Here is a 21502-nt window from a genome sequence, read left to right as displayed (position 1 = left end):
TTAAATCAGAACCAGAGAGATCTGGGGAATAAATACAATCAGTGTTAGTGCAAACATCATGGCTAGGAAGAACGGAATAATTGCTTTTGAGAGCTTCTCAACAGAGACCCCAGAAACACTTGAGCCGACAAATAAGTTTAGACCTAGAGGAGGCGTGATAAACCCGATAGCCAGAGTTACTACCATGATGATGCCGATATGAACTGGGTTGAAACCGAATAACATGGCCACAGGAACCAGAATAGGCGTCAGGATAATGATTGCAGCAACTGTCTCCATGAAACAGCCAACGACAAGTAGCAGTGCCACCATTAAAATAATGAAAATTACTTTGCTATCCGAAAACTCCAGCATAGCGTTAGCAATCTGCGTCGGGATTTGTTCAAGCGCTAAGTACTTACCAAACGCGGTCGCTGTACCCACAATCAACAATACAATCACTGAAGTAATCACAGATTTAGTGAAGATTTGCGGCAAGTCTTTGAAGGTTATTTCTTTGTAGGCAAATAGACTTACTACCAGGCCATAGACTACAGCTACGACACTCGCCTCTGTTGGAGTGAATATACCGCCGTAGATACCGCCTAGAATGATCACAGGAATGAGTAGTGCTAACTGAGCATGCTTAAACTGAACCCATACTTCTTTCCAGCTAAACGGTTCGTCTGACCCTTTGTAGCCTTTCTTCTTTGAGTAGATGTATGCCCACGCCATCAAGCACAGTGACACCAAGACGCCAGGGATGATGCCTGCAATGAACAAATCACCAATGGAAACGCCAGCAGATACACCGTACATCACCATAGGAATGCTTGGCGGAATCATTACACCAATCGCGCCTGCTGCAGTAACAACCGCAGTTGCAAAGCCTTTGTCATAACCGTATTTGATCATCGCAGGGATCATGATGCCACCGACGGCTGCAACCGTTGCTGGGCCTGAGCCAGAGATAGCAGCGAAGAACATACATGTAATGATCGAAGCAATCGCGAAGCCACCTGTGATGTTTTTTACCAGTGAGTTAGCAAAGTTCACCAAACGCTGCGAGATACCACCGCTGCCCATGATGTCACCTGCCAGAATGAAAAATGGCACTGCCATGATTGGAAACGAATCAACAGACGTGATTAAGGTACTCACAAGGAAATCAACGCTTAGCGTACCCGTCGAAATAATAGTGAGCAGCGTTGCCATACCTAGTGAGATAGCAATAGGTACAGAGGCAATAACGAGCAGTGCGAATGTCGCAAACAAAATAAATACTGACATGATTACCTCTTATTTCGCTGCTTTGATGTCGTCAGTGGTCGAGACCATCTGTTGAATCAATCTGAGAGTCGTAAGTGCAAATCCTACTGGACCAGCTAAGTAAACTATCCACATCGGTAGCCCAAGCGCTGGCGATGTTTGTCCCAACTGATAGAGGTGTTCTACCATTTGTGTGGATTTAAATAAGATCACGACGGAGAAAATCAAAAATACACAATCTGAGAATAGGCTTAGGTACTTCTTTTCTTTGTCGTCAATTAACATAGATATCGCTTCAATTTTAATATGGCTCTTTTTTGCAACGGCAAAACTGATGCCGATATAAACTAGCCAAATGAAACAGTAGCGAGCTAATTCTTCAGTCCAAGCAATTGAATAATCGAATGTTCTGGATACTACTTGTAAGAATATTGCTGCCGTCATAATAACGAGCAGTATTACGGCTATCGTATTTTCAAAATACTTGTCTAACCAATTCAACATAATAAGATTCCTTATCCACTTGTTACTTAGAACGATTACTTCTTATGGTTTATTTTTATAACCATGAAAAACTAAGTATTAAAATAGTCAGTATTAAAATAGTCAGTATTAAAAAAGTAAGATTCTAAATATAAAGTGATGGCTTGAGTTACTGAGTTGCTAATTCACTTTCTGCTTTTTTAATTTGCTCTTGGAAAGCGGATACAACATCTTTACCAATGATTGGTGTGTATTTCTCAATAACTGGTTTAGTCGCTTCTTGGAAACCAACCAGAGCTTCAGGTGTCAGGGTTACGACTTCCATGTTTTTCTTAATAACATCCAAGCTTTCTTGGTTTACTCGACGGTTAACCTGGCGCTCGTAGTCGCCAGCATCAATTGCTGCTTGGCGCAAGACTCTTTGGTCGTGACGGCTTAGCTTGTTCCATGTAGCTTGGCTAACAATTAGGGCTAAGGGTGTGTATACATGGCCGGTGTTTGAAATAGTTTCTTGTACTTCGAACAAGTTGTTTAATGCGATATTCGGATATGGGTTTTCTTGCCCGTCAACGGTACCTTGTTGTAGCGCTGTGAACAGTTCGTTGAACGCCATTGGTGTTGGCGTTGCGCCCATCGCATTCCATGCGTCCAAGTGAAGTGGACTCTCCATTGTTCGTATCTTTAAGCCTTTAACATCTTCAATCGTTCTAACTGCATGCTGAGAATTGGTAAGATGGCGAAAACCATTTTCCCAGAAATCTAGTCCGACTAAGCCTTTAGACTCTAGTCTTTTCAACATATCGTCAGAAAACTCGCTTCGGAGAACTTTGTCAGCTACATCTTCGCTGGTGATCATAAAAGGTAGGTCGAACACATTGTATTCTGGGTAGAAATTAGCAAGCGGACCTGTTGATGGAATAGATACATCAAGTGTACCTAACTGCAACATTTCAATGGCTGCACGATCATCACCTAACTGTGCTGAGGGGTATATATCCACCTTCAGTTCGGTAAATTTTTCAACGATTTCTTTGAATTTAGCAGCACCATCATAAATTGGGTGTTTGTTATTAGAGCTCATGCTGAAACGCAGTGTTTGAACTTGAGATTCACCAGCCGCAATACTCGATTGGCTATTTCCTTGAGAGTTAGTAGCAATTGCTGCACCAATGATTGAGGCGACAAACACCCCACCAATGGCTAGAATTTTTCCTGTTCTAGACATAGTCGTACCTGATTAATTTATTATTTATAATTTAAGTGTAAGTTACATACACTTGTAGGGTTAATTAAGTTGCTTGGATATTTTCTGACAATATTCAGTAATAACAGGGATTAATTCTGTCATTCTCTCGTCAGACATATATTCTTTAATACTGGTTACTGAGATAGCCGCAATAATATTGTTATATTTATTTCTAATTGGCACGGCAACACAGCGCACAAGATCTTCGTTATCTTCTAAGTCATAGCTATAGTCATACTTAGAATATTCATTCATTCGTTTTAGCATCGAGTCAACGTCATGATTAGTTTGTGATGAAATTAATCGAATCCACTCCATCTTTGGCATATCAATCATTAACGCTTTTCCAATCCCTGTTGCGGACATCGGGAGTCGGTCTCCCACTTGGGAGCGTAGTTGAATGGCACGCTCTCCAGGGATCTTATCTAGGTAGAATATTTGGTCTTCATCTTTAATGCCTAGATGAACTGTGTCTTTTGTTCTTGCTGCTAGCTCACGTAGGAATGGCTTAGCAATTTCTTTGAGAGGCATGTCCTGCTGAGCACGGATACCAAGCTGAATCATCTTAGTCCCCAATACGAGACCAATTCCTTTAACTTCACGGATATAACGAGCTTCTATTAGCCCTTGGATAATTCTGTGCACGGTCGATTTCGGTAACTCTAAATGTTCGCATACATCTTTCAGTTGTCGATTACCTTCAGCAATCGAGTCGATCACTGCGATAGCTTTAACCAATGCTTGATTACCCTGTAATTTGCTCATAAAACCGCCTCTCTTTGTATGGGTGGAAATATAGCCGCTGTTTGTTATTGATAATGTGATAACTATCAACATTCCACTCTGTGAAACAATAGTCCCACATTGTGGAATTTTCAGCTGAGGTATAAATACTTTGCATTTGAAACATTCACAGTGTCCAATATCGGTTAAGACTACATTGACCAAAAAACCTTATATTTTAAGGTGTTAAATAGGGGCTTTGCTTCATGCGTAAATCAGACAAGAAGATCGAAAATCAAATTAGAGATGTGCTAACTGACGTTTGTGAAGATACGTTGAAAGGCTATGACGGTTTTCTTTGGGTGACTCATACGGTCAATTTTTCTTCCTTTCCACAAAGCTTAAAAATCGTTTGTGTGTTCGATAGCAATCAAGATAGAACGAATTTCTTAGAGGCTGATGGTCAACAACAAGTGGCTTCCGTTATTCAAAGCGCATTCAATCAGGGTGGGATTAAGCTGAAAAACATTGATAAGCACTTAAGCTTCGATACACAAGAAAATTACGACCGTGACCACCAAGGTAAGTGGAATTTAAGGCTGTAATTCTCCCCCCAGAACATCTTGATATTCGATCAACGGTGACGGAATTTGGTGGTGTTGCTATGGAAACACCACAATCTCTCTTTACCCAAAATTCTCATTTTGAGAATAAATGCCCTCTCAATTTTCACTGCCTGTGAAACTTACCTTACGAGAAAAATTAAGATTATAAGTTTTTAGCTTTCCCTATAACGTCCTGAGTTTACGTCTCTATTTATATGGAATGAATGATGGTAACTATCGTTCAGACGGAGCATCCTTGATCAATACTTATATCTAACCAATACTTTTTCTTATTTTGATTCCTAAATTGACACGTAAGTTGGCTGACTTTTCGTCTCGTTATATGAGTTACGACAGTATCGATTAGGAAGTTTTGATAATGAAAACCTACATCCTCTGGGTACTAGCACTCAGTGCATCATACTTGGTTGCTAGTCACTCGTTTGCCGTTGGTACAGCGGTAGTATTACCTGGGCAACATGAGCCCGGCACTGCTCTCGACGGTTCCCCCTTATCTGCGGACGATGTTATTGATTGGGAGATCGCCAACAGCGACATTGTATTCGGCGCTTATTCAGACATTGCTGACAACCAACACGCTATAACCATTGGCTATATGTACAACCAAGCGATGGCGGTGAGTTCGGGTTGGTTGGAGAACGACCTTCGCAATCAAGCCGAGTTGGATGGCATTAACTTCGAAGACTATTTCCTTCACTTCTCCGAAGATACAGTTATCGCTGAAGTTGATAAAACGCACGGTGAGAACACACTGTTAAATCGAAAACCCTTAATTGTTGGGTACACAGCCAGTGAGGATCACGCGGGATTTTGGCTTTACCAACAACCACCTTGGGATGCAGATGTATTTGAGAATTTCGAAAGCGGTGGGGCGCTTTATATCTACCATACGGAGCCGTTTGATCGTATAACCTTCAAGTTTTCTCAGTTCGCTACGGGTGGTGAGTTTTGGATTGAATACCCGGCTGCCGTTGATTCTCATGGGATAGTGTCTCAGTGGGAGAGGCTTGAGAGTAAGAAAGACAGAACTCTCAACATGACCAAAAACCAGTCTGTGATTTGGAACCCACCAAGTGACTGGGAGAGAGCGGCGACACATGATGGCAGTGGTGCAAGCTATGGTGGTGGGCAGTATTTTGGTTCAACTTTTGTAAGAGATGGCGGGCGCTTTTATGTTGTTAGGGTTCGTTGGCAGGGGGATAACCCACAAGACCGCCCACGTTTAAAAGATGTGAAGCTAAAAAACAGTTTTCCGACGGTGAAACTGAATGATGCACCCACAGTCACGCCAGACGGAAGTGCTATCAGCCAATGGCGTAAAATCCGTGGTTTTGATGTTGCTGCAGACCTCAATGGTGATAACTACTTGTCACAAAGCGAGTACCGTAATCGCACAAATAAAAACGCCACAGCTCGCTTTCGTTGGGAATCGAGAGTCATTCCATTTGGTCGAATGTGGAGTGCTGATTCCTCGTGGGCGCTAACGAATATGGCTAATTTGGACTACCTGTCGGCAATACATGGCTATTACCAACAAAGTTGGGGCGAACAAGGCCTGAATGGCGCTTACAACGATGATACCAACAAGCTGATCGGCGCTAATCAATTCTTTGTCTACTCCGGTGGACATGTTCAGGAGCTGGGTGCTGTCGCTGGCTCAAGTGAAGCGGATGAGCGTTATAAACTGCAATTTTCAGAGTTCCTGAAAAATCTATCATTGCTAGAAAGTGCTGCGTTGATTGGATTGAACATAGGCACGGCAAATTTGCTAGGAAGAAATGGCCAGTCTCACTTGCGCGAAGCCGGATCACTATATCTCAGAGAGCACTATATCTTTCCTTCTACAGGTTTTAGTGGTTATTCAGGGATATCAAAACACTGGGATAACTCTGCACTCGCTTATGCTGAGCAGGGCGTTATTTTTCAGGCAACTACGCGCTATGGACGAGTTCATCACTACGGGAATAGTGAACAAAACTGGAAGCAAGATCAGTACTCCGCTTTGGCGATTTACCATCTGAGTCGCCACCCTCACTACAGCTACTTTAACCAATGGAATAATGGTTATGTTTATGGGAGTGGCAATACCACATCAGATAATTTTTGGCGGGGTGGTATACCGAAGAATTTGGCGTATCAGCCAAGCTCGCTGTTAGCTATTGAGCTAGGTGAGCCAGCGAACCACATTCCACAAGGCTTTGACGCCATTCCTCTAATGCTCTCGACAAGTACGCCTGTGCCAGCCGATTACACCATAGTCGGTGATGCATCGATGAACGAGATGGTGCACCAAGACTTACCTAATGGTATGACGCATGTATTGCCGACGTTTACCTATTTTATTTACCAATCTGAAGAGCAAGTGGTTGCTGGTGGGCCTAAAGATATGGTGTTAGCGAGAGAGTTTGATCATGGGCGAGTGCTGTATCGCACCGATTTCCACGGCAAGAGCGCAAGTTTTTATGAGACAGAGAAACTGACGATTACATTGGATGTGCCGATGAAGCCGGTCGATGCAGATGGCAACATTGGTGAATATGTTAATCAGATAGAAATTGGTGGGTATGAAGGGCTGTTTCTACTTTATTAACGTGAAACTCGAGGTGCTTTAAGTTGTTTGTCGGGCTTCTATTTTGGAAGCCCGCTCTTTGCCAACATTGAATTAGGCTCTTGAAATCAGCTTGTTGTTTTTACACTGTTTGAACTCTTTAGCGATCCATGACTTTTCATTCAAGCCATTGTCAATTAGGGCGAATAGGTAACCATCAACCTTGCTTGAAGCCGCTGGGTATTCTTGAAATACGTGCTTAGGGTAACCGGGATACTCGGCCTCATATTCACTGTCCAGTTGCTTGCCCTGTTCTCGCCATTTAACGAATAGCTCTGAAGAAGAGGTTGGATTCTTGTATTGACCTAGAATCCGTTGGTGATGAACCAATGCTACTTTAGCGCAGTGATTAGTTTGAACGACTTTCTGTATTAACTCAGCTTGTGTTTCGCTCATTGTCTTCGCGAGTGCGTTTTCTTGTTCGATGCGCTCTATTCGCTCACCAAAGGTTTCAGCGTGTGCAGAAAAGACAACAGAAATGGGTAAAACTAATGCCAAAAGGCGCTTGCAGAACATAACCTAACTCATTGAATGGATTCGTGACTATTATGCCGTTGAGTAACAATATTATTAACGAATAAAGGGACTTAATTGTAAGAATTATTTTTATCGAGTGGATTAATAAATGCTTATCTCTTTAAGTTATTCGCCTCCTGAATGTTTGGCTATTTGGCTAGTAAGTATCACTTATTGCCTTGCATGAGATATTTACGCGTTGATTATAAATGTTGAATATCAATCTCTTGATAAGGGAAGCCAATGGCCTTAGCTGCATTTAGCAAGGCTTGCTGACTCTTAAACACCCTCGGCTGCATCTTTCTGTCAGACTCAAGAAAACTATTTACGCCCCATTTATGGCTCTTTACGAGCAGGTAATAACCATTAGTTCCTGGTGGAATCACTCCAATTGCAGCTTTCAAATCTCCCCGGCCAAAATGCTCTTTGAATTCACGTAGCAACATACCAACTTCCTTATTTTAATATTAAAAAAGGGAGCAAAGTGCTCCCTTATTGAGTGAGGTTAATGATTACAGGAATGCGCGGTAAGGCAGTTCTGGATCATTCTTGAAGATGTCAGCAAAGCCACGGAAGTGCTGGTAGTGCATGCGACCTTTGTCTGTTGGGTAAGTGTATTTACCACCCACTTGCCAGAAGAAAGGTGCGAAGCCGTATTGAAGACGCTCTTTCTTCATGTTCCATAGCATTTCGATTTCACGAGGATCGTTTTGGAAGTTAGCCCAGATGTCATGGTGGAATGGAACAACCACTTCACAGTTTAGAGATTCAGCAGCACGAAGAATATCTGAAGACGTCATTTTATCAGTCACGCCACGTGGGTTTTCACCGTAAGAAAGCAGTGCTACATCGATTTTGTGGTCGTTACCGTGCTTCGCGTAGTAGTTCGAGTAGTGAGAGTCACCAGAGTGGTAAACAGAGCCGCCAGTTGTTTCTACCAAGTAGTTCACTGCGCGATCATCCATGCCATCCAGAATGTCTTTATCGATAGAAGACGTACCTTCTGGAAGAGTGACAAGTGCTGTACGGTCGAATGCGTCTAGAACCTTGATGTTTACGTCTTTAATGCGAATCTCGTCACCAACTTTAGCTATAACACAACGATCTTCTGGCACACCCCATTTCATCCATAAGTCAACACACGCTTTAGGACCAATGAATTTCACGTGATCGCCACAGTTTTGTAGAACTGCTGCTGCAACGTTGATATCGATGTGGTCGCCATGGTCATGCGATGCCATTACTGCATCAATTTCTTTAATCGCAAATGGGTCTAGCGGGAAGATAGCAGTACGTAGGTTTGGTTGAAGCGCTTCAACACCACCCATACGCATCATTTGGTGTTGGTTTTTCATTTTTTGAACCGCTTGTGTCTTCTTACCAGTACCACACCAGAAGTCCATTGATAGGTTTGCACCTTCTTCAGATTTTAACCAGATACCAGTACAGCCAAGCCACCACATAGAGAACGTGCCTGGTTCAACTACAGTTTGTTCAATCTCTTCATTTAACCATGTGCCCCACTCAGGGAATGTATTTAGGATCCAAGATTCGCGAGTGATTTCGTTTACATTGCTCATGATAATACCTTTTATTTCAATAATTTGATTAATTTTGGATGTAGGGAGCCGAGCGCCTTAATTTGGACTAAAGCACTGAGCTGAAATTTATTATTATTTGAGGGCGGGTTAGCCCATTAGATTTACACTAAGATGACTTGCGTCCCTTGAGCTTCAATCTTTTTAACCACGTCTGGGTTGGCATCTTTACCGGTGATTACGATGTCTATTTGCTTAGCATCGCAAAACAGCATTCCGGTCCTTTGTCCAACTTTAGAGCTGTCTACCACAACGACTAACTTGTCGACTTGTTCCAACATCTGTTGCTCGGCAACGGCGGTTAGCATGTCGGCTTTATAGAGACCCGCATCAGTTAGCCCTTTACCAGACGTAAACATCCAGTTCCCGGCATAGCCACCCAAAGAGTTTGGTGCTGGGTTTAAAAAGATGTTTTGTGCCTTGTTGTATTGGCCACCAATGATGATCACGTCGTCATGATCTTCGTTGATCAGGTAGCTAGCGAGTGGGAAATAGTTCGTCACGATCTGAACGTCTTCTCCACATAACTGCTGACCCAGTAGAAAAGCGGTTGAACCACAGTTTATGACTACGGTGTCACCCGCCTGACAAAGCTCGGCAGCGGCATGCGCTATTTGAGCTTTCTCTTCATAAAACTCAGTACTGTTGATATTGAGCGGTGACCACTTTCTCTTTTGGTTTTCTATTCTTTCGGCGCCATTTCGTACCTTTCGAAGTCTGCCTAGCTCATCTAATTTTGCGATATCACGTCTAGCCGTAGCCGGTGAAACACTAAAATTATCAATAATATGAGAGACGTTAATCGTCTGCATTTCTTCTAGTAACGACAGGATGCCGTTGTGTCTTTGCACTTCGTTCATATTTATCACTCTATTTGTCGCTGTGACAATTTGATGATTACTTTTGATTTGTTTTGATTCTAATAATCACATTTATGATTGTCAAATCCTTGCTGCTGTAAAACAGGACTTAAGTCACAAGTTTTTATAAGTCATTGTTTTTACTAGTTTTTGTGTTTTTTGGTGTGATCCAATGCCCAATTACCCACATTCTAATGGTGGATAATTGATATAAATCAAAGTAATCACAAGTGAGCATTGAATGATTACTTTTGATTGTTAAAGTTTGTCTCGTGAGCAAAACAAGACATCACTGAATCCTACAAATCATTAAAAATACAAATTATATCAGGGGTAAAGATATGGAGTTCTTATACGATATCTTCTATATTTTTTACAGTCAGGTTATGACCAAAGCACCTTTACTGCTTGGTATCGTAACTTGTCTCGGTTACATCCTTCTCAAACGTGACGCAACAACCGTTATCGCCGGTTCAATTAAAACCATTGTTGGTTTTATGATTGTTCAAGTGGGTGCGGGAACACTGGTAGCAGGTTTTAAACCGGTTATTGAAAAGATGAGTGAAATTCATGGACTGACAGGCTCGGTAATCGACCCTTACACCTCCATGATGGCCACCATGGAAACCATGGGTGATAATTACTCTTGGGTTGGGTACGCAGTCCTTATGGCGCTGGGTATTAATATCCTATTGGTTGCCTTCCGCCGAGTTACGGGTATCCGCACCATCATGCTTACGGGACACATCATGTTCCAACAAGCTGGCTTGATTGCTGTTTTCTACTTCGTGCTCGGCGCGGGTATGTGGGAAACCATCATCTACTCTGCAATTTTGATGGCTCTATACTGGGGCATCTCTTCCAACATCATGTTCAAGCCTACACAAGAAGTGACAGGCGGAGCTGGCTTCTCTATTGGTCACCAACAGCAGTTTGCATCTTGGGTTGCAACGAAAGTTGCTCCGAAGTTGGGTGATAAGAACGACAGTGTAGATCACATCAACCTACCGAAATGGCTACACATCTTCCACGACAGTATTGCTGCGACTACGTTAGTTATGACGGCATTCTTCGGCATCATTCTTCTCTCTTTCGGTCTTGATAACCTTCAAGAGATGGCGGGTGGTACACACTGGCTTATTTACATCTTCGAAACGGGTCTGAAATTCGCGGTAGCGATTCAAGTTATCGTAACCGGTGTACGTATGTTCGTTGCCGAGCTTTCTGAAGCGTTCAACGGTATTTCTCAACGTCTCATCCCGAATGCGGTTCTTGCGATTGACTGTGCGGCTATCTACGCATACTCACCAAACGCAATGGTATTCGGTTTCCTTTGGGGTGCAGTGGGTCAATTCACAGCAGTATTGGCGATGTTGGCTTTCGATGCGCCAATCATGATTATCCCTGGCTTCATTCCAATGTTCTTCTCTAACGCAACGATTGGTGTGTTCGCTAACCACTTCGGTGGCTGGAAAGCTGTGATGAAGATTTGTTTCGTGATGGGCATTATCGAGGTGGTTGGTTCAGCTTGGGCGATTCACATCTTCGCGCAGTCAGGTACTGAGTTTAACGGCTGGATGGGCATGGCTGACTGGGCTCTTGTATTCCCACCAATCATGCAAGGTATCTCTAGCTCTAGCATGTTCTTCTTTGTTGTTGTCGCACTAGCGGGTGTTTACATGTACTTCGCATCTAAGGCACTGCGTGCTGAAGAAGACGGCGAAGCGCAACAAGCGCAAACCATGACAGCAGTAACGCCAGAAGGCGTAGAAGTTGAGGTTGAAGCGCCTAATTCTCAAGCGGCTACGTCAGAAGCGCCTCTGAAATCTCAAGCGGTGACTGAGGCTCCACAAGCGAGCGGCGCCACTGAACAAAAACCAGTACGAGTTCTTGTGTGCTGTGGCTCTGGCCAAGGCTCATCAATGATGTGCTCTAAGAAGATCAAAGAGTTCTTAGATAAGAAAGGGGTTCCAGCAACCACATTCAACAGTGCAATCACAGACTACAAATCACACTTAGGTTCATTCGACATCATCGTTACTTCGGTTGCGCTGGCTGAAAAGATTACCAACCTACCGGAAGGTAAACAGCAGCTAGCAGTGAAGAACATGATCATGGTGAAAACCTTTGGTGATGAGCTGATTTCACTTATCGAAAACAACTTCCACAAATAATTGAACTAGCCCAGCGGCAAAGCGGCTGGGCTAATAAAAATACTAATAACAAATTACTAAGTGAGCAAAACAATGAACTTGAAAGAATCTCTGATTACCAACAACTCAATCCAACTAAATGCAAAAGCAACCGACTGGCAGTCGGCTATCAAAATCGGTACTGATGCACTAGTTAAAGCTGGTGTGGCTGAAGAGCGTTACTACGACGCGATCATCAAAGCGATTTCGGCTGAAGGCCCATACATCTGTATTCATGACGCATTTGCTCTACCACATTGCCGCCCAGAAGATGGCGTGATCAAAACAGGCTTTGCGTTAACGGTCCTAGAAACCCCAATTCTTTTTGATGATGTAGACGAGCCAGTCGATGTGCTGATCACCTTGGCAGGTAAAGATTCAGAAGAACACATCGAAGGCACGATGCAGGTCGCGAACCTAATCGAGTTTGATGAAGACTTCTCAAAACTACGTGCATGTAAAACACCGCAAGATGTCGCGAACCTGATTGATATGGCGCTCGCACAAGCTGAAGCGGCTTAAGGAGTCGATATGTCCAAATATAGCCAATTGAAACAACGTGTTTTAGAAGCGAACTTGCAGCTTCCTAAGTACGGCTTAGTGACCTTTACCTGGGGCAATGTTTCTGAGTTTGACCGTGAAAATGGCGTGATAGCGATTAAACCTTCAGGTGTTGAATACAGTGACATGACGGCTGAAGACATGGTGGTAGTGGATTTAGATGGCAACATCATTGAAGGCAAGCTGAATCCTTCAAGTGATACTGCTACTCACCTGGAGCTCTACAAAGCGTTCCCAGACATCGGCGGCATTGTTCATACCCACTCTCGCAGTGCAACGATTTGGGCGCAGGCGGGCATTGATATTCCAGCTCTGGGCACGACACATGCTGACTATTTCTATGGTGATATTCCGTGCACTCGCAAGCTCTCGAACAGCGAAATTGCTGAGCAATATGAGAAGAACACAGGTTTAGTGATCATCGAAGAGTTTATCCAGCGTCGCATAGACCCGATGGCTGTACCGAGTGTGATTGTGGCAGGACACGCACCTTTCTCTTGGGGCAAAGATGCTAAAGACGCCGTACATAACGCGGTGGTGCTAGAGGAAGTGTCAGCAATGGCATTGGCTACACGCTCGCTAAACAGCGGCATTAAGATTCAGCCTGAGCTATCAGACAAACATTACCTACGTAAGCACGGTGAAAATGCTTACTACGGGCAGCAATAAGCGTGATGTGAGGAGAGGCGATGTATCAAGTATTGGCGTTAGACCTTGATGGAACCGTGTTGACCGATGATCACACTATCCATCCTGAAGTGAAAAAAGCGATCCAAGAGGCCAAGCAACATTGCCATGTGATGATCGTGACCGGTAGGCATCACACCGCAGCGAGGCCTTATTACTATGAGTTAGGGCTAGACACTCCAATTATCTGCTGCAACGGAACCTATGTGTATGACTACCAAACCGAGGCCGTTTTAACTCAGAACGCTATCGAACATCAGCACGCTCTGACGTTCATCGACCTAGCGCAGGAACATAAGCTGAAGATGGTGATGTACATCACCGATGCGATGACTTACTCCAACTACAACCCATTCGCCTACATGTTGGCGTTGGAAGAGTGGGCTGAGCAAGCGCCAGAGCACCACAAGCCAAATATCTATCGTGTGGATTCATTCTCAGAAACGGCGAAGAACACCGAGTTTGTGTGGAAGTTTGTGGTGGAAGGGGAGCAAGAGTCGGTTGATCGCTTGATGCAAACGCCTTGGGTCAAAGACCACTTTAATGGCGAACGTTCGTGGTCGAACCGAATCGACTTTGCCGCCAAGGGAAATAGTAAAGGCTTACGCCTTGCTGAATACGTGAATGAACTGGGGTTTCAGCCCTCCCAAGTGATTGCCATTGGCGACAATCACAACGACATATCAATGCTTCAATACGCAGGCTTAGGTGTAGCGATGTTTAATGCTGACGACACCGTCAAATCGAACGCTCAAGCCGTATGCAAAACAGACAACAATCAAGATGGCCTTGCCCATCTAATACGTGAACAAATTAAAGGATAAAACCATGACTAAACCAATGATTCAAATCGCCCTAGACCAAACAAACCTGCCTGCTGCTATTGAAGTGGCGAACAACGTAGAGAGCTACGTAGACGTGATTGAAGTGGGGACTATCCTTGCGTTTGCTGAAGGCATGAAGGCGGTTTCGACACTGCGTAAAAACCACCCTGACCATATCTTAGTGTGTGACATGAAAACCACAGATGGCGGCGCGATTCTGGCTCGTATGGCATTTGAAGCAGGCGCTGACTGGATTACAGTTTCAGCAGCAGCGCACATTGCAACCATTGATGCGTGTAAGAAGGTCGCTGATGAGTTCAATGGCGAAATTCAAATCGAGATCTACGGTAATTGGACAATGGAAGATGCTCAAGCATGGGTTGACCTAGGTATCACACAAGCGATCTACCACCGTTCTCGTGACGCTGAGTTGGCGGGCGTGGGCTGGACAGAAGCGGACTTAGTGAAGATGCGTGCTCTTTCTGAGCTAGGTATCGAGCTTTCTATCACTGGTGGTATCGTGCCAGAAGACTTGTACCTATTTGAAGGCATTAAAGCGAAAACCTTCATTGCTGGCCGCGCGTTGGCGGGTGAAAAAGGCCAAGAAACCGCTGAAGCACTGAAAGAGCAAATCAACCGTTACTGGAACTAGGAGGCGTTATGTACCAAAACTTAACGCGCCATCGTGTCGGGCTTTATGAAAAAGCCCTTCCGAATGACTTAAGTTGGGAAGAGAAGCTAAAAACGACGAAAGAGTTAGGCTTTGATTTCCTTGAAATTTCGGTTGATGAATCCGATGAAAGACGCAGCCGTTTAGACTGGTGCGATGAAGAGGTCTATGGCCTACGCCGTTTGTGTGAAGAGCATCAAGTGCCGTTGCAGTCGATGTGTTTGAGTGCACACCGCAAGTTCCCATTTGGCTCAGCCGATCCGAAAGTGCGAGAGCAAGCCGTTATCCATATGGAGAAGGCCATTACGTTGGCGTACAAGTTGGGTATTCGCACCATTCAGCTTGCAGGTTATGACGTGTATTACGAACCTGCAGACAAAGTGACACACCTACGTTTTATCGAAGGTATGAAGCTCTCGGCACAACTGGCGGAGCGAGCAGGGGTGATGCTAGCCGTTGAGATCATGGATACGGATTACCTTAACTCTCTGAGTAAGTTTGAAGTGTTGAGCCGTGAGATTGATTCGCCTTATTTCACTGCGTATCCAGATGTAGGCAATATCTCAGGTTGGAACTATGACATAGTGACAGAGCTTAAGCTGAGTAAGCCGCGTATTACGCAGATCCATCTTAAAGACACGTATCGCGTCACTCCTGAATATAAAGGGCAGTTCCGTGATTTAGTGATTGGTGAGGGAGAAGTCGATTTCAATGCGATCTTCAAAACATTGAAAGAAACGGAGTGTGTAGTACCACTTGTTATCGAAATGTGGGCGCAAGATGAACACTGGAAAGAGGACATCTTGAAAGCTCAGGTTCGCTTAAACGAAGTTTGTCGTCAAACGGGAGTGATGCCCCTGTTTGGGAATGAATTGCTTGGAAGCTAATCGTTTGGACAAGAAGCGTTTGGAAGCTAATCGCGTAGATTGAGATTGCGCAAAAATAACAGAATAGCAGCTCAGTTGGCTTAATCGATTAGCGAGTCAAACATCGCTAATGTCAGAAAATTCATGCTCCTTTCTGGCAATAAAAACGTGCAGCATATTGCCCCCAATATGTTGCACGTTCTGCTTTATCTGTGGTGAAGAACTCGATCGCCGTTGATTAGATAGCAACAGTGATGTGGTCGCGTCCTACTTTTGCCATCTCCATCAGAACCTCAGTGTGGTACTTCTTCTTCACGGTAACGTGAGTACCAATTTCACTGGCAATCTTTACGATTTCTAGTGCGTCTGTTGGGTGTAGAGAAGAGTCTTTTGCGATTTCGATGTTTACGCCTAGTTTGACGAGTTCAATTGCGTCGGTTGAATGCATGGTCTTTTTCCAAAATTGAATTTTGGTGGACTATATCACTTTCATTTTATTCAACTCTATACGCATTCCTCAAAAACGGATATCGATCCGATCAAAATAGGATTTCAAGAGTAAAAGCACTCATTGTTTGCCACTGCAAAAACTATTTACCGTATTGGTGGCGGAGATCATATTCACAATAAGAATTGATAGTTCCGGTGCGCTGTTCTTATTATGATAAGTGGTAAAAGGATTAAAAAAGTCATGCCGAATTTAGACAAATATAAAGGAATTATCTTTGACTTAGATGGTACCTTGGTTAATTCCATGGTTGCCCACGCCCATGCTTGGGAACTGACTTGCAGTAAGTTCAACATCCCTTATGACAAAGAGTGGTTGGATCAACTGGGTGGCATGCCTTCACGCAAAGTCACGCTTGAGATCATGAAGCGATATGACTTATCTCTTGACCCACAACTGATTACCAAAGACAAAATTGCAAACTTCGAAGCAATTGAGCACAAGGGCGACGTACTACCGGAAACCTACGCCATATTAGAGCGTTATTATCAGCTCAAGAAAGTGGGTATTGGTACGGGCGCACAAGCTAAGCATGCTAAAGCCATTCTAGATACCACCGACATTCCTTCAATGATCACTGCGCTTGTGACCTCCGATGATGTCGATAATCACAAGCCTCATCCCGATACGTTTTTAAAAGTCGCGCAGCAACTTGATGTATTACCAAGTGATTGTGTTGTTTTTGAAGACACACTCATAGGACAGCAAGCGGCGAGTAGTGCCGGAATGGACTGTTTTATGGTGGAAGAGGGTGTCGTCACCACCTTCATACCGGCCAACAACGAATAACTCAAATATACAATACTGATCTCAAGGAACCCTATGAAAGATTACCTTATCTCGCCTTCCATTCTGTCTGCTGATCTTGCTCGTTTAGGCGAAGATGTTGCAAATGTCATTGCAGCTGGTGCTGATGTGATTCACTTCGACGTAATGGATAATCATTATGTACCTAACTTAACCTTTGGTGCTCCGGTGCTAAAGGCTCTGCGTGATTACGGTATTACTGCTCCTATTGATGTCCACTTAATGGCAAAACCCGTTGATTCAATGATCCCGGATTTTGCAAAAGCAGGGGCGAGTATGATTACTTTCCATGTTGAGGCGTCTGAACACGTTGATCGTACGCTACAGCTGATCAAAGAGTATGGTTGCCAAGCGGGCGTAGTGCTGAACCCTGCAACACCGTTAAGCCATTTGGATTACATCATGGATAAAGTGGATCTTATCTTAGTGATGTCTGTGAATCCTGGATTTGGAGGCCAATCGTTTATTCCTGCGACGCTAGATAAACTGCGTGAAATTAGAAGACGTATTAACCAATCGGGGCGCACAATTCGTTTAGAAGTAGACGGTGGTGTGAAAGTAAATAACATAAAAGAGATTGCTGATGCCGGTGCTGATATGTTTGTTGCTGGGTCGGCGATTTTTGATAGTGAAGACTATCAGCAGACGATTGACGCGATGAGAGCGGAATTGGCTAAGTAGCGCCAACAAAGGCTCGACAATTAATAGGCTTGGATTCCTCTTGGTTCAAAGGGGGCTCCAAGCCTTTTTTGTATCTCTCAATCTAGAGTGAATATTGTTTAGAAGAGCCTTAAGGTGTGGTTAGCTTATCTTTAGTGTTACCAAACTAACGATTTACCATTGTGTAATAAAACTACAGAAATTGTTGACTTTAATCACATTTAGGAGGAAAATTAGCCATAGATCACACAACAACGAGAACGAACAATGAATGCTACAGTAATCACAAACGAAAGCAGCAAAACATTAGTAAAACCTTCTGTAATGAATGAAGTTCTTTTCTTTGCAAAGTCTACGGCAATTATGGGTGCAATCATCCTACTTGTTGCTTCTGCTTGGGTTTAATCTCAACAGATAAACACTAGCTAAGTGTGATCAGGGGTGATGCAATATCACCTACTGATACAACTTAGCTCAAGCTCAATCCAACCCCTCTACACTTCCCTTGTACTTCCTTCAGCAGTCATGCTGATCTCTATCTCATCGTTATATTTAAACGCTATTTAAGCGATTGATTTAGCTTGGTGCTTCACCACCGACCAATACAACACGACCATGCCGATATAAGCCAATGCTGGCGCAATATAGCTCATACTCAGCGTAAATGCGTCAATTAAGCTCGCTTGTACAAAAGGCAATGCAATTCCACCAATAGAACACATGATCAGAATCGCGGCTCCTTGTGAGCTCTGTTTGCCAGCTGCTTGAAGCGCTTGAGCGTAAATGATCGGATAAAGTGTCGAGTTGCAAAGGCCGACGACCAGCAGTAAATAGCCTGTCCAAAGGTGATCAAGCAGCAATGCGGTGATACTGATAACAATAGCAACCAAGCATGAACACAAAAATAGAGTATGTGAGTTCAGGTGTTGGCCAAACTTGGCAAACAACAAACGGCCAATGAACATAAAGACCCAATACGCAGCAATGATCTGGGTGGCTGAGATAAGCCCTAAATCACCATACTTTGCGTCTGCCAAATAGGTAATAGTGAAAGTACCAAAACTCACTTCAACCCCAATGTAGAACAGAAGAACCAGAGCCAATTTTAAGAAAGAGCGATTTTTCAGTAACGTAAGTAACCCACGCCAGAAGCCGGTTAGCTGCTTAGGTTTAATATCAGGGATATCAATGCGCTGAAAGAATACGAGCAAACCAAGGAAAAAGAGCGCGATCAGTAGAAAGAGAATGGAGACTTGCTCGGCTGTGCTGTTAATTTGATAACTTGTCGCTATCACTACTACCGCACTCAGTACTAAAGGCCCCAACACTGTTCCTATCGAGTTAGATGCTGTTGCGATGCTTTGTCTAATCACGCTTTTATCGGGTGTTGAAAGCAGAGACACATAAGGTGAGCTGACGACTTGAATGGCAGAGAGCCCCGATGCCATTAACAAGATACCAAGTAAGGTAAGCGTTAAGTCTTGTGAGCGAACTAAATAAGCCATCACCAAGCAGCCTAATACACACCAAAGCAAACAGAATTTTAATGTGCGGCGGTAGCCGATTTTTGCCATTACGAACGACGTCGGAAGCGAGACGGTCACTCGAGTGATGAAAAACGCCATCGGAAACAGCATTGCCATTTTATAGTCGAGATCGAAAGCTTCTTTGTAGTAGGGAATGAGTGAGTTACTTGAAACGGTGATTAGCCCCCAGATAAAAAATATCAGAGACAGCAAAACCAGAGGGGCATCTTTTAACGGGAATACTTTCATAGTGATTCCTTATAAATAGCGACAAAAAAAGCAGAAGATGATCTTCTGCTTTTGAACAAAGGTGCTAGGAATTAGTCACGTACAAAATTAATGTGATGAACATGAATATTGTATTTTTCGATGATCACCTTAGTGGCGTGCATGCTCCTAATGCGAGCGTCAGAGTCGAGAGCTTCCGCCATTGCTGACTCACTTTCGTAGCTGTGCTGCATCATAAGTAGCAGGTTTTTATGGCTTTCTGCTTCAATCGCTTCCGGTTTATTCAACGTTAAACCCTGATTATTCGGGAAAGTGCGAATGATCGGTGCGACTTCATTTTCCATGTATTGGTAGAAGTCTTGTTTTTGCTCTTCGGTTAAATCAGCTTCGAAAAATGCGGTGCGAAAAATAGTCATGGTCGCTCCTTATAGCTCAAAGCCAGATTGGTTCGCGATTGACTTCAAGGTTGCTTTCGCTTGTTTGATGTCTTCTAACCAGTTGTCATTTTGAGCCCACATCTCGATCACTAGTGGTGCGCTGTAATCAATGTCTGCCAAGGTTTTGAAAATTGAAGGGAAGTCGACTTGACCTTCACCAATCACAAGATCTCGGAACTGACCTTTACAGGTTTCAGAAACGCGCAGTGTATCTTTTAGATGCACCTGCACTAGGTGGTCACGGCTCAGTTTCAGCTCAGTACAAACATCGTAATTCCAACCAGAGATATTGCCGACATCTGGGTAGGCCATGAAGTAAGGAGATGGGATCTCACGTTTTAGTACTTCAAACTTGCTTAGCGAGTTGAGGTAAGGCGTATCCATGATCTCTACGCCCAGCATAATGCCAGCGCGTTCTGCCATTTTGGTTGCTTGCTTCATGCCATCGATAAAGCGTGCATGTGTTTCAGCTGATTGCGGTTCGTAATACACGTCGTAGCCCGCCATTTGAATGCAGCGGATACCCAGTTTGTATGCAAGAGAAATCGCTTTCTCCATGATGATGAAAGACTCTGTACGAATCGCTTCATCCATAGAACCGAATGGGAATTTACGGTGTGCGCTTAGACACATTGATTGGAAAGGCATTTGATGCTTTTCACATAGGCGGCGAAGCTCGTAAATCTCTTCGTCTGACCAATCGAGACGTGCACGACGCTCGTCGGTCTCATCGACAGAGATTTCGACAAAGTCGAAACCCGCGTCTTTAGCATAAATAAAACGTTCTTCCCAAGTGAGAGAAGCCGGCATTGCTTTCTCGTAAATACCTAATCTGAATTTGTTTTTAGAATCAAACATTCTTTTTCCTTAAAAGAGTTGTTGTTCTATACGCGCCGTGATGTCTTGGATTTTGTTGGCAATTTCTTCATAGCCTAACGCTTTCATTTTTGGCGTTAGTGAAGAGACACTTACCGCGTATACAGGGGATTTGTTCTTGTCGAAAATAGGGACAGCAACACAAGAAATGCCTGCTTCGTTCTCTTCATCATCGAGCGCATAACCGCGTGCTTTGATCTTGTCGAGAACATCGAAAAACTGAGATTTATCGAGAATCGTATTCTCAGTTAATGGCTTCATGGTGCTGACATTACGCTGCCAGTAGGTTTCGCGCACAGCGTCAGAGCTGAACGCTAGGTAGCATTTACCAGCGGCAGAGCAGTACATAGGAGAGTGCAAACCGACGTATGTGCGAGTACGAAACGCGGAATTTACCGGCTCAAACTTATCTTTGAAGATGATGTTGTCAGCGTCAAAAGAGAGAAAGTTCACCGTCTCATTCACATCGTCGAGCAGCTCAGAGAGGTAAGGCTTAACAGTGCCAGTCACGTCAGAGTTGATGGCTGCGTGACCTAGCTGAACTAGCTTCATTGTTAAGCGATACTCTTTGCCTGAGCACATTTGAGCAACATAACCAGAGGCTTCAAACGTTGCCAAAATACGGTGGACAGAAGACTTATTGAAGCCTGTCCCTTCAGACACTTTCTGTAGTGAGACGCCATTAGGATAATTCCCAAGGAACTCCAGAACAGTCAGTGCTTTAGACAACGATTTAATTTGCTCACTCATAT

At 43.8% G+C, this 21502-nt stretch carries 24 protein-coding genes; 11 read left to right on the top strand and 13 right to left on the bottom strand.

Going from position 1 to position 21502, the window contains the following annotated elements; translation table 11 throughout:
- From L0991_18180 to L0991_18165, 4 genes are all read right to left on the bottom strand, one after another.
- Entirely contained in the window at positions 1–1269 is a 1269-nt protein-coding gene (locus L0991_18180) for a TRAP transporter large permease (protein ID XGB63960.1), read from the bottom strand.
- 9 nt (positions 1270–1278) lie between these two features.
- Entirely contained in the window at positions 1279–1752 is a 474-nt protein-coding gene (locus L0991_18175; protein ID XGB63959.1) for a TRAP transporter small permease, read from the bottom strand.
- 148 nt (positions 1753–1900) lie between these two features.
- The gene (locus L0991_18170) at positions 1901–2956 is read right to left on the bottom strand and encodes a TRAP transporter substrate-binding protein (GenBank protein XGB63958.1); all 1056 of its coding nucleotides are present in this window, start codon (positions 2954–2956) and stop codon (positions 1901–1903) included.
- Positions 2957–3016: 60 nt separating this feature from the next.
- Positions 3017–3742 carry an IclR family transcriptional regulator gene (locus tag L0991_18165; protein XGB63957.1) on the bottom strand — a complete coding sequence of 242 codons (726 nt, stop codon included), beginning with the start codon at positions 3740–3742 and terminating at the stop codon, positions 3017–3019.
- A 224-nt stretch (positions 3743–3966) separates the two neighbouring features.
- On the opposite strand from L0991_18165, the gene L0991_18160 reads away from it, so the two are divergent.
- Complete coding sequence (locus L0991_18160; protein XGB63956.1) at positions 3967–4305, top strand: Fis family transcriptional regulator; 339 nt, start codon at positions 3967–3969, stop codon at positions 4303–4305.
- A gap of 379 nt (positions 4306–4684) precedes the next feature.
- A complete protein-coding gene (locus L0991_18155; protein ID XGB63955.1) occupies positions 4685–6916 on the top strand; it encodes a hypothetical protein in 2232 nt (743 codons plus the stop codon).
- Between the two features lie 72 nt (positions 6917–6988).
- On the opposite strand, the gene L0991_18150 is transcribed toward L0991_18155, so the two are convergent.
- The 4 genes from L0991_18150 to ulaR form a co-directional block, all read right to left on the bottom strand.
- Positions 6989–7450 carry a hypothetical protein gene (locus tag L0991_18150; protein XGB63954.1) on the bottom strand — a complete coding sequence of 154 codons (462 nt, stop codon included), beginning with the start codon at positions 7448–7450 and terminating at the stop codon, positions 6989–6991.
- Positions 7451–7653: 203 nt separating this feature from the next.
- Complete coding sequence (locus L0991_18145) at positions 7654–7896, bottom strand: hypothetical protein (GenBank protein XGB63953.1); 243 nt, start codon at positions 7894–7896, stop codon at positions 7654–7656.
- Positions 7897–7962: 66 nt separating this feature from the next.
- Entirely contained in the window at positions 7963–9030 is a 1068-nt protein-coding gene (gene ulaG, locus L0991_18140; GenBank protein ID XGB63952.1) for an L-ascorbate 6-phosphate lactonase, read from the bottom strand.
- Positions 9031–9152: 122 nt separating this feature from the next.
- On the bottom strand, positions 9153–9908 hold the full coding sequence (gene ulaR / locus L0991_18135) for an HTH-type transcriptional regulator UlaR (protein XGB63951.1): 756 nt from the start codon (positions 9906–9908) through the stop codon (positions 9153–9155).
- A gap of 341 nt (positions 9909–10249) precedes the next feature.
- On the opposite strand from ulaR, the gene L0991_18130 reads away from it, so the two are divergent.
- From L0991_18130 to L0991_18105, 6 genes are all read left to right on the top strand, one after another.
- Positions 10250–12082 carry a PTS ascorbate-specific subunit IIBC gene (locus L0991_18130; GenBank protein XGB63950.1) on the top strand — a complete coding sequence of 611 codons (1833 nt, stop codon included), beginning with the start codon at positions 10250–10252 and terminating at the stop codon, positions 12080–12082.
- A 72-nt stretch (positions 12083–12154) separates the two neighbouring features.
- Positions 12155–12622, top strand: coding sequence for a PTS sugar transporter subunit IIA (locus tag L0991_18125; GenBank protein XGB63949.1), 468 nt, complete (start codon positions 12155–12157; stop codon positions 12620–12622).
- 9 nt (positions 12623–12631) lie between these two features.
- The gene (locus L0991_18120; protein ID XGB63948.1) at positions 12632–13330 is read left to right on the top strand and encodes an L-ribulose-5-phosphate 4-epimerase; all 699 of its coding nucleotides are present in this window, start codon (positions 12632–12634) and stop codon (positions 13328–13330) included.
- Between the two features lie 20 nt (positions 13331–13350).
- On the top strand, positions 13351–14172 hold the full coding sequence (locus L0991_18115) for a pyridoxal phosphatase (protein XGB63947.1): 822 nt from the start codon (positions 13351–13353) through the stop codon (positions 14170–14172).
- Between the two features lie 4 nt (positions 14173–14176).
- Positions 14177–14824: a 3-keto-L-gulonate-6-phosphate decarboxylase UlaD gene (locus L0991_18110; GenBank protein ID XGB63946.1), complete on the top strand. Its 648-nt coding sequence runs from the start codon at positions 14177–14179 to the stop codon at positions 14822–14824.
- An 8-nt stretch (positions 14825–14832) separates the two neighbouring features.
- A complete protein-coding gene (locus L0991_18105) occupies positions 14833–15729 on the top strand; it encodes an L-ribulose-5-phosphate 3-epimerase (protein ID XGB63945.1) in 897 nt (298 codons plus the stop codon).
- A 217-nt stretch (positions 15730–15946) separates the two neighbouring features.
- Here the strand turns inward: L0991_18105 and L0991_18100 are convergent, their stop codons facing one another.
- Positions 15947–16156: a hypothetical protein gene (locus L0991_18100; GenBank protein XGB63944.1), complete on the bottom strand. Its 210-nt coding sequence runs from the start codon at positions 16154–16156 to the stop codon at positions 15947–15949.
- A 243-nt stretch (positions 16157–16399) separates the two neighbouring features.
- Here L0991_18100 and L0991_18095 point away from each other — a divergent pair, with 243 nt between their 5' ends.
- The 3 genes from L0991_18095 to L0991_18085 all read left to right on the top strand — a co-directional run bounded on the left by L0991_18095 (position 16400) and on the right by L0991_18085 (position 18088).
- Positions 16400–17005, top strand: a complete 606-nt coding sequence (locus L0991_18095; protein XGB63943.1) for a beta-phosphoglucomutase family hydrolase — start codon at positions 16400–16402, stop codon at positions 17003–17005.
- Positions 17006–17038: 33 nt separating this feature from the next.
- Complete coding sequence (gene rpe, locus L0991_18090) at positions 17039–17704, top strand: ribulose-phosphate 3-epimerase (GenBank protein ID XGB63942.1); 666 nt, start codon at positions 17039–17041, stop codon at positions 17702–17704.
- 246 nt (positions 17705–17950) lie between these two features.
- Positions 17951–18088, top strand: coding sequence for a hypothetical protein (locus L0991_18085; GenBank protein ID XGB63941.1), 138 nt, complete (start codon positions 17951–17953; stop codon positions 18086–18088).
- 158 nt (positions 18089–18246) lie between these two features.
- Here the strand turns inward: L0991_18085 and L0991_18080 are convergent, their stop codons facing one another.
- The 4 genes from L0991_18080 to L0991_18065 all read right to left on the bottom strand — a co-directional run bounded on the left by L0991_18080 (position 18247) and on the right by L0991_18065 (position 21500).
- Complete coding sequence (locus L0991_18080; GenBank protein ID XGB63940.1) at positions 18247–19458, bottom strand: MFS transporter; 1212 nt, start codon at positions 19456–19458, stop codon at positions 18247–18249.
- Between the two features lie 71 nt (positions 19459–19529).
- On the bottom strand, positions 19530–19853 hold the full coding sequence (locus L0991_18075) for a hypothetical protein (GenBank protein XGB63939.1): 324 nt from the start codon (positions 19851–19853) through the stop codon (positions 19530–19532).
- 9 nt (positions 19854–19862) lie between these two features.
- Entirely contained in the window at positions 19863–20732 is an 870-nt protein-coding gene (locus L0991_18070) for an L-ribulose-5-phosphate 3-epimerase (protein ID XGB63938.1), read from the bottom strand.
- Between the two features lie 9 nt (positions 20733–20741).
- Complete coding sequence (locus tag L0991_18065) at positions 20742–21500, bottom strand: IclR family transcriptional regulator (GenBank protein XGB63937.1); 759 nt, start codon at positions 21498–21500, stop codon at positions 20742–20744.
- Positions 21501–21502 lie beyond the last annotated feature (2 nt).

The sequence above is a fragment of the Vibrio chagasii genome (assembly GCA_041879415.1).
Taxonomy (GTDB): Bacteria; Pseudomonadota; Gammaproteobacteria; order Enterobacterales; family Vibrionaceae; genus Vibrio.
The sequence above is the reverse complement of the archived record's forward strand: the minus strand, read 5'-3'. Positions and strand labels throughout refer to the sequence as shown.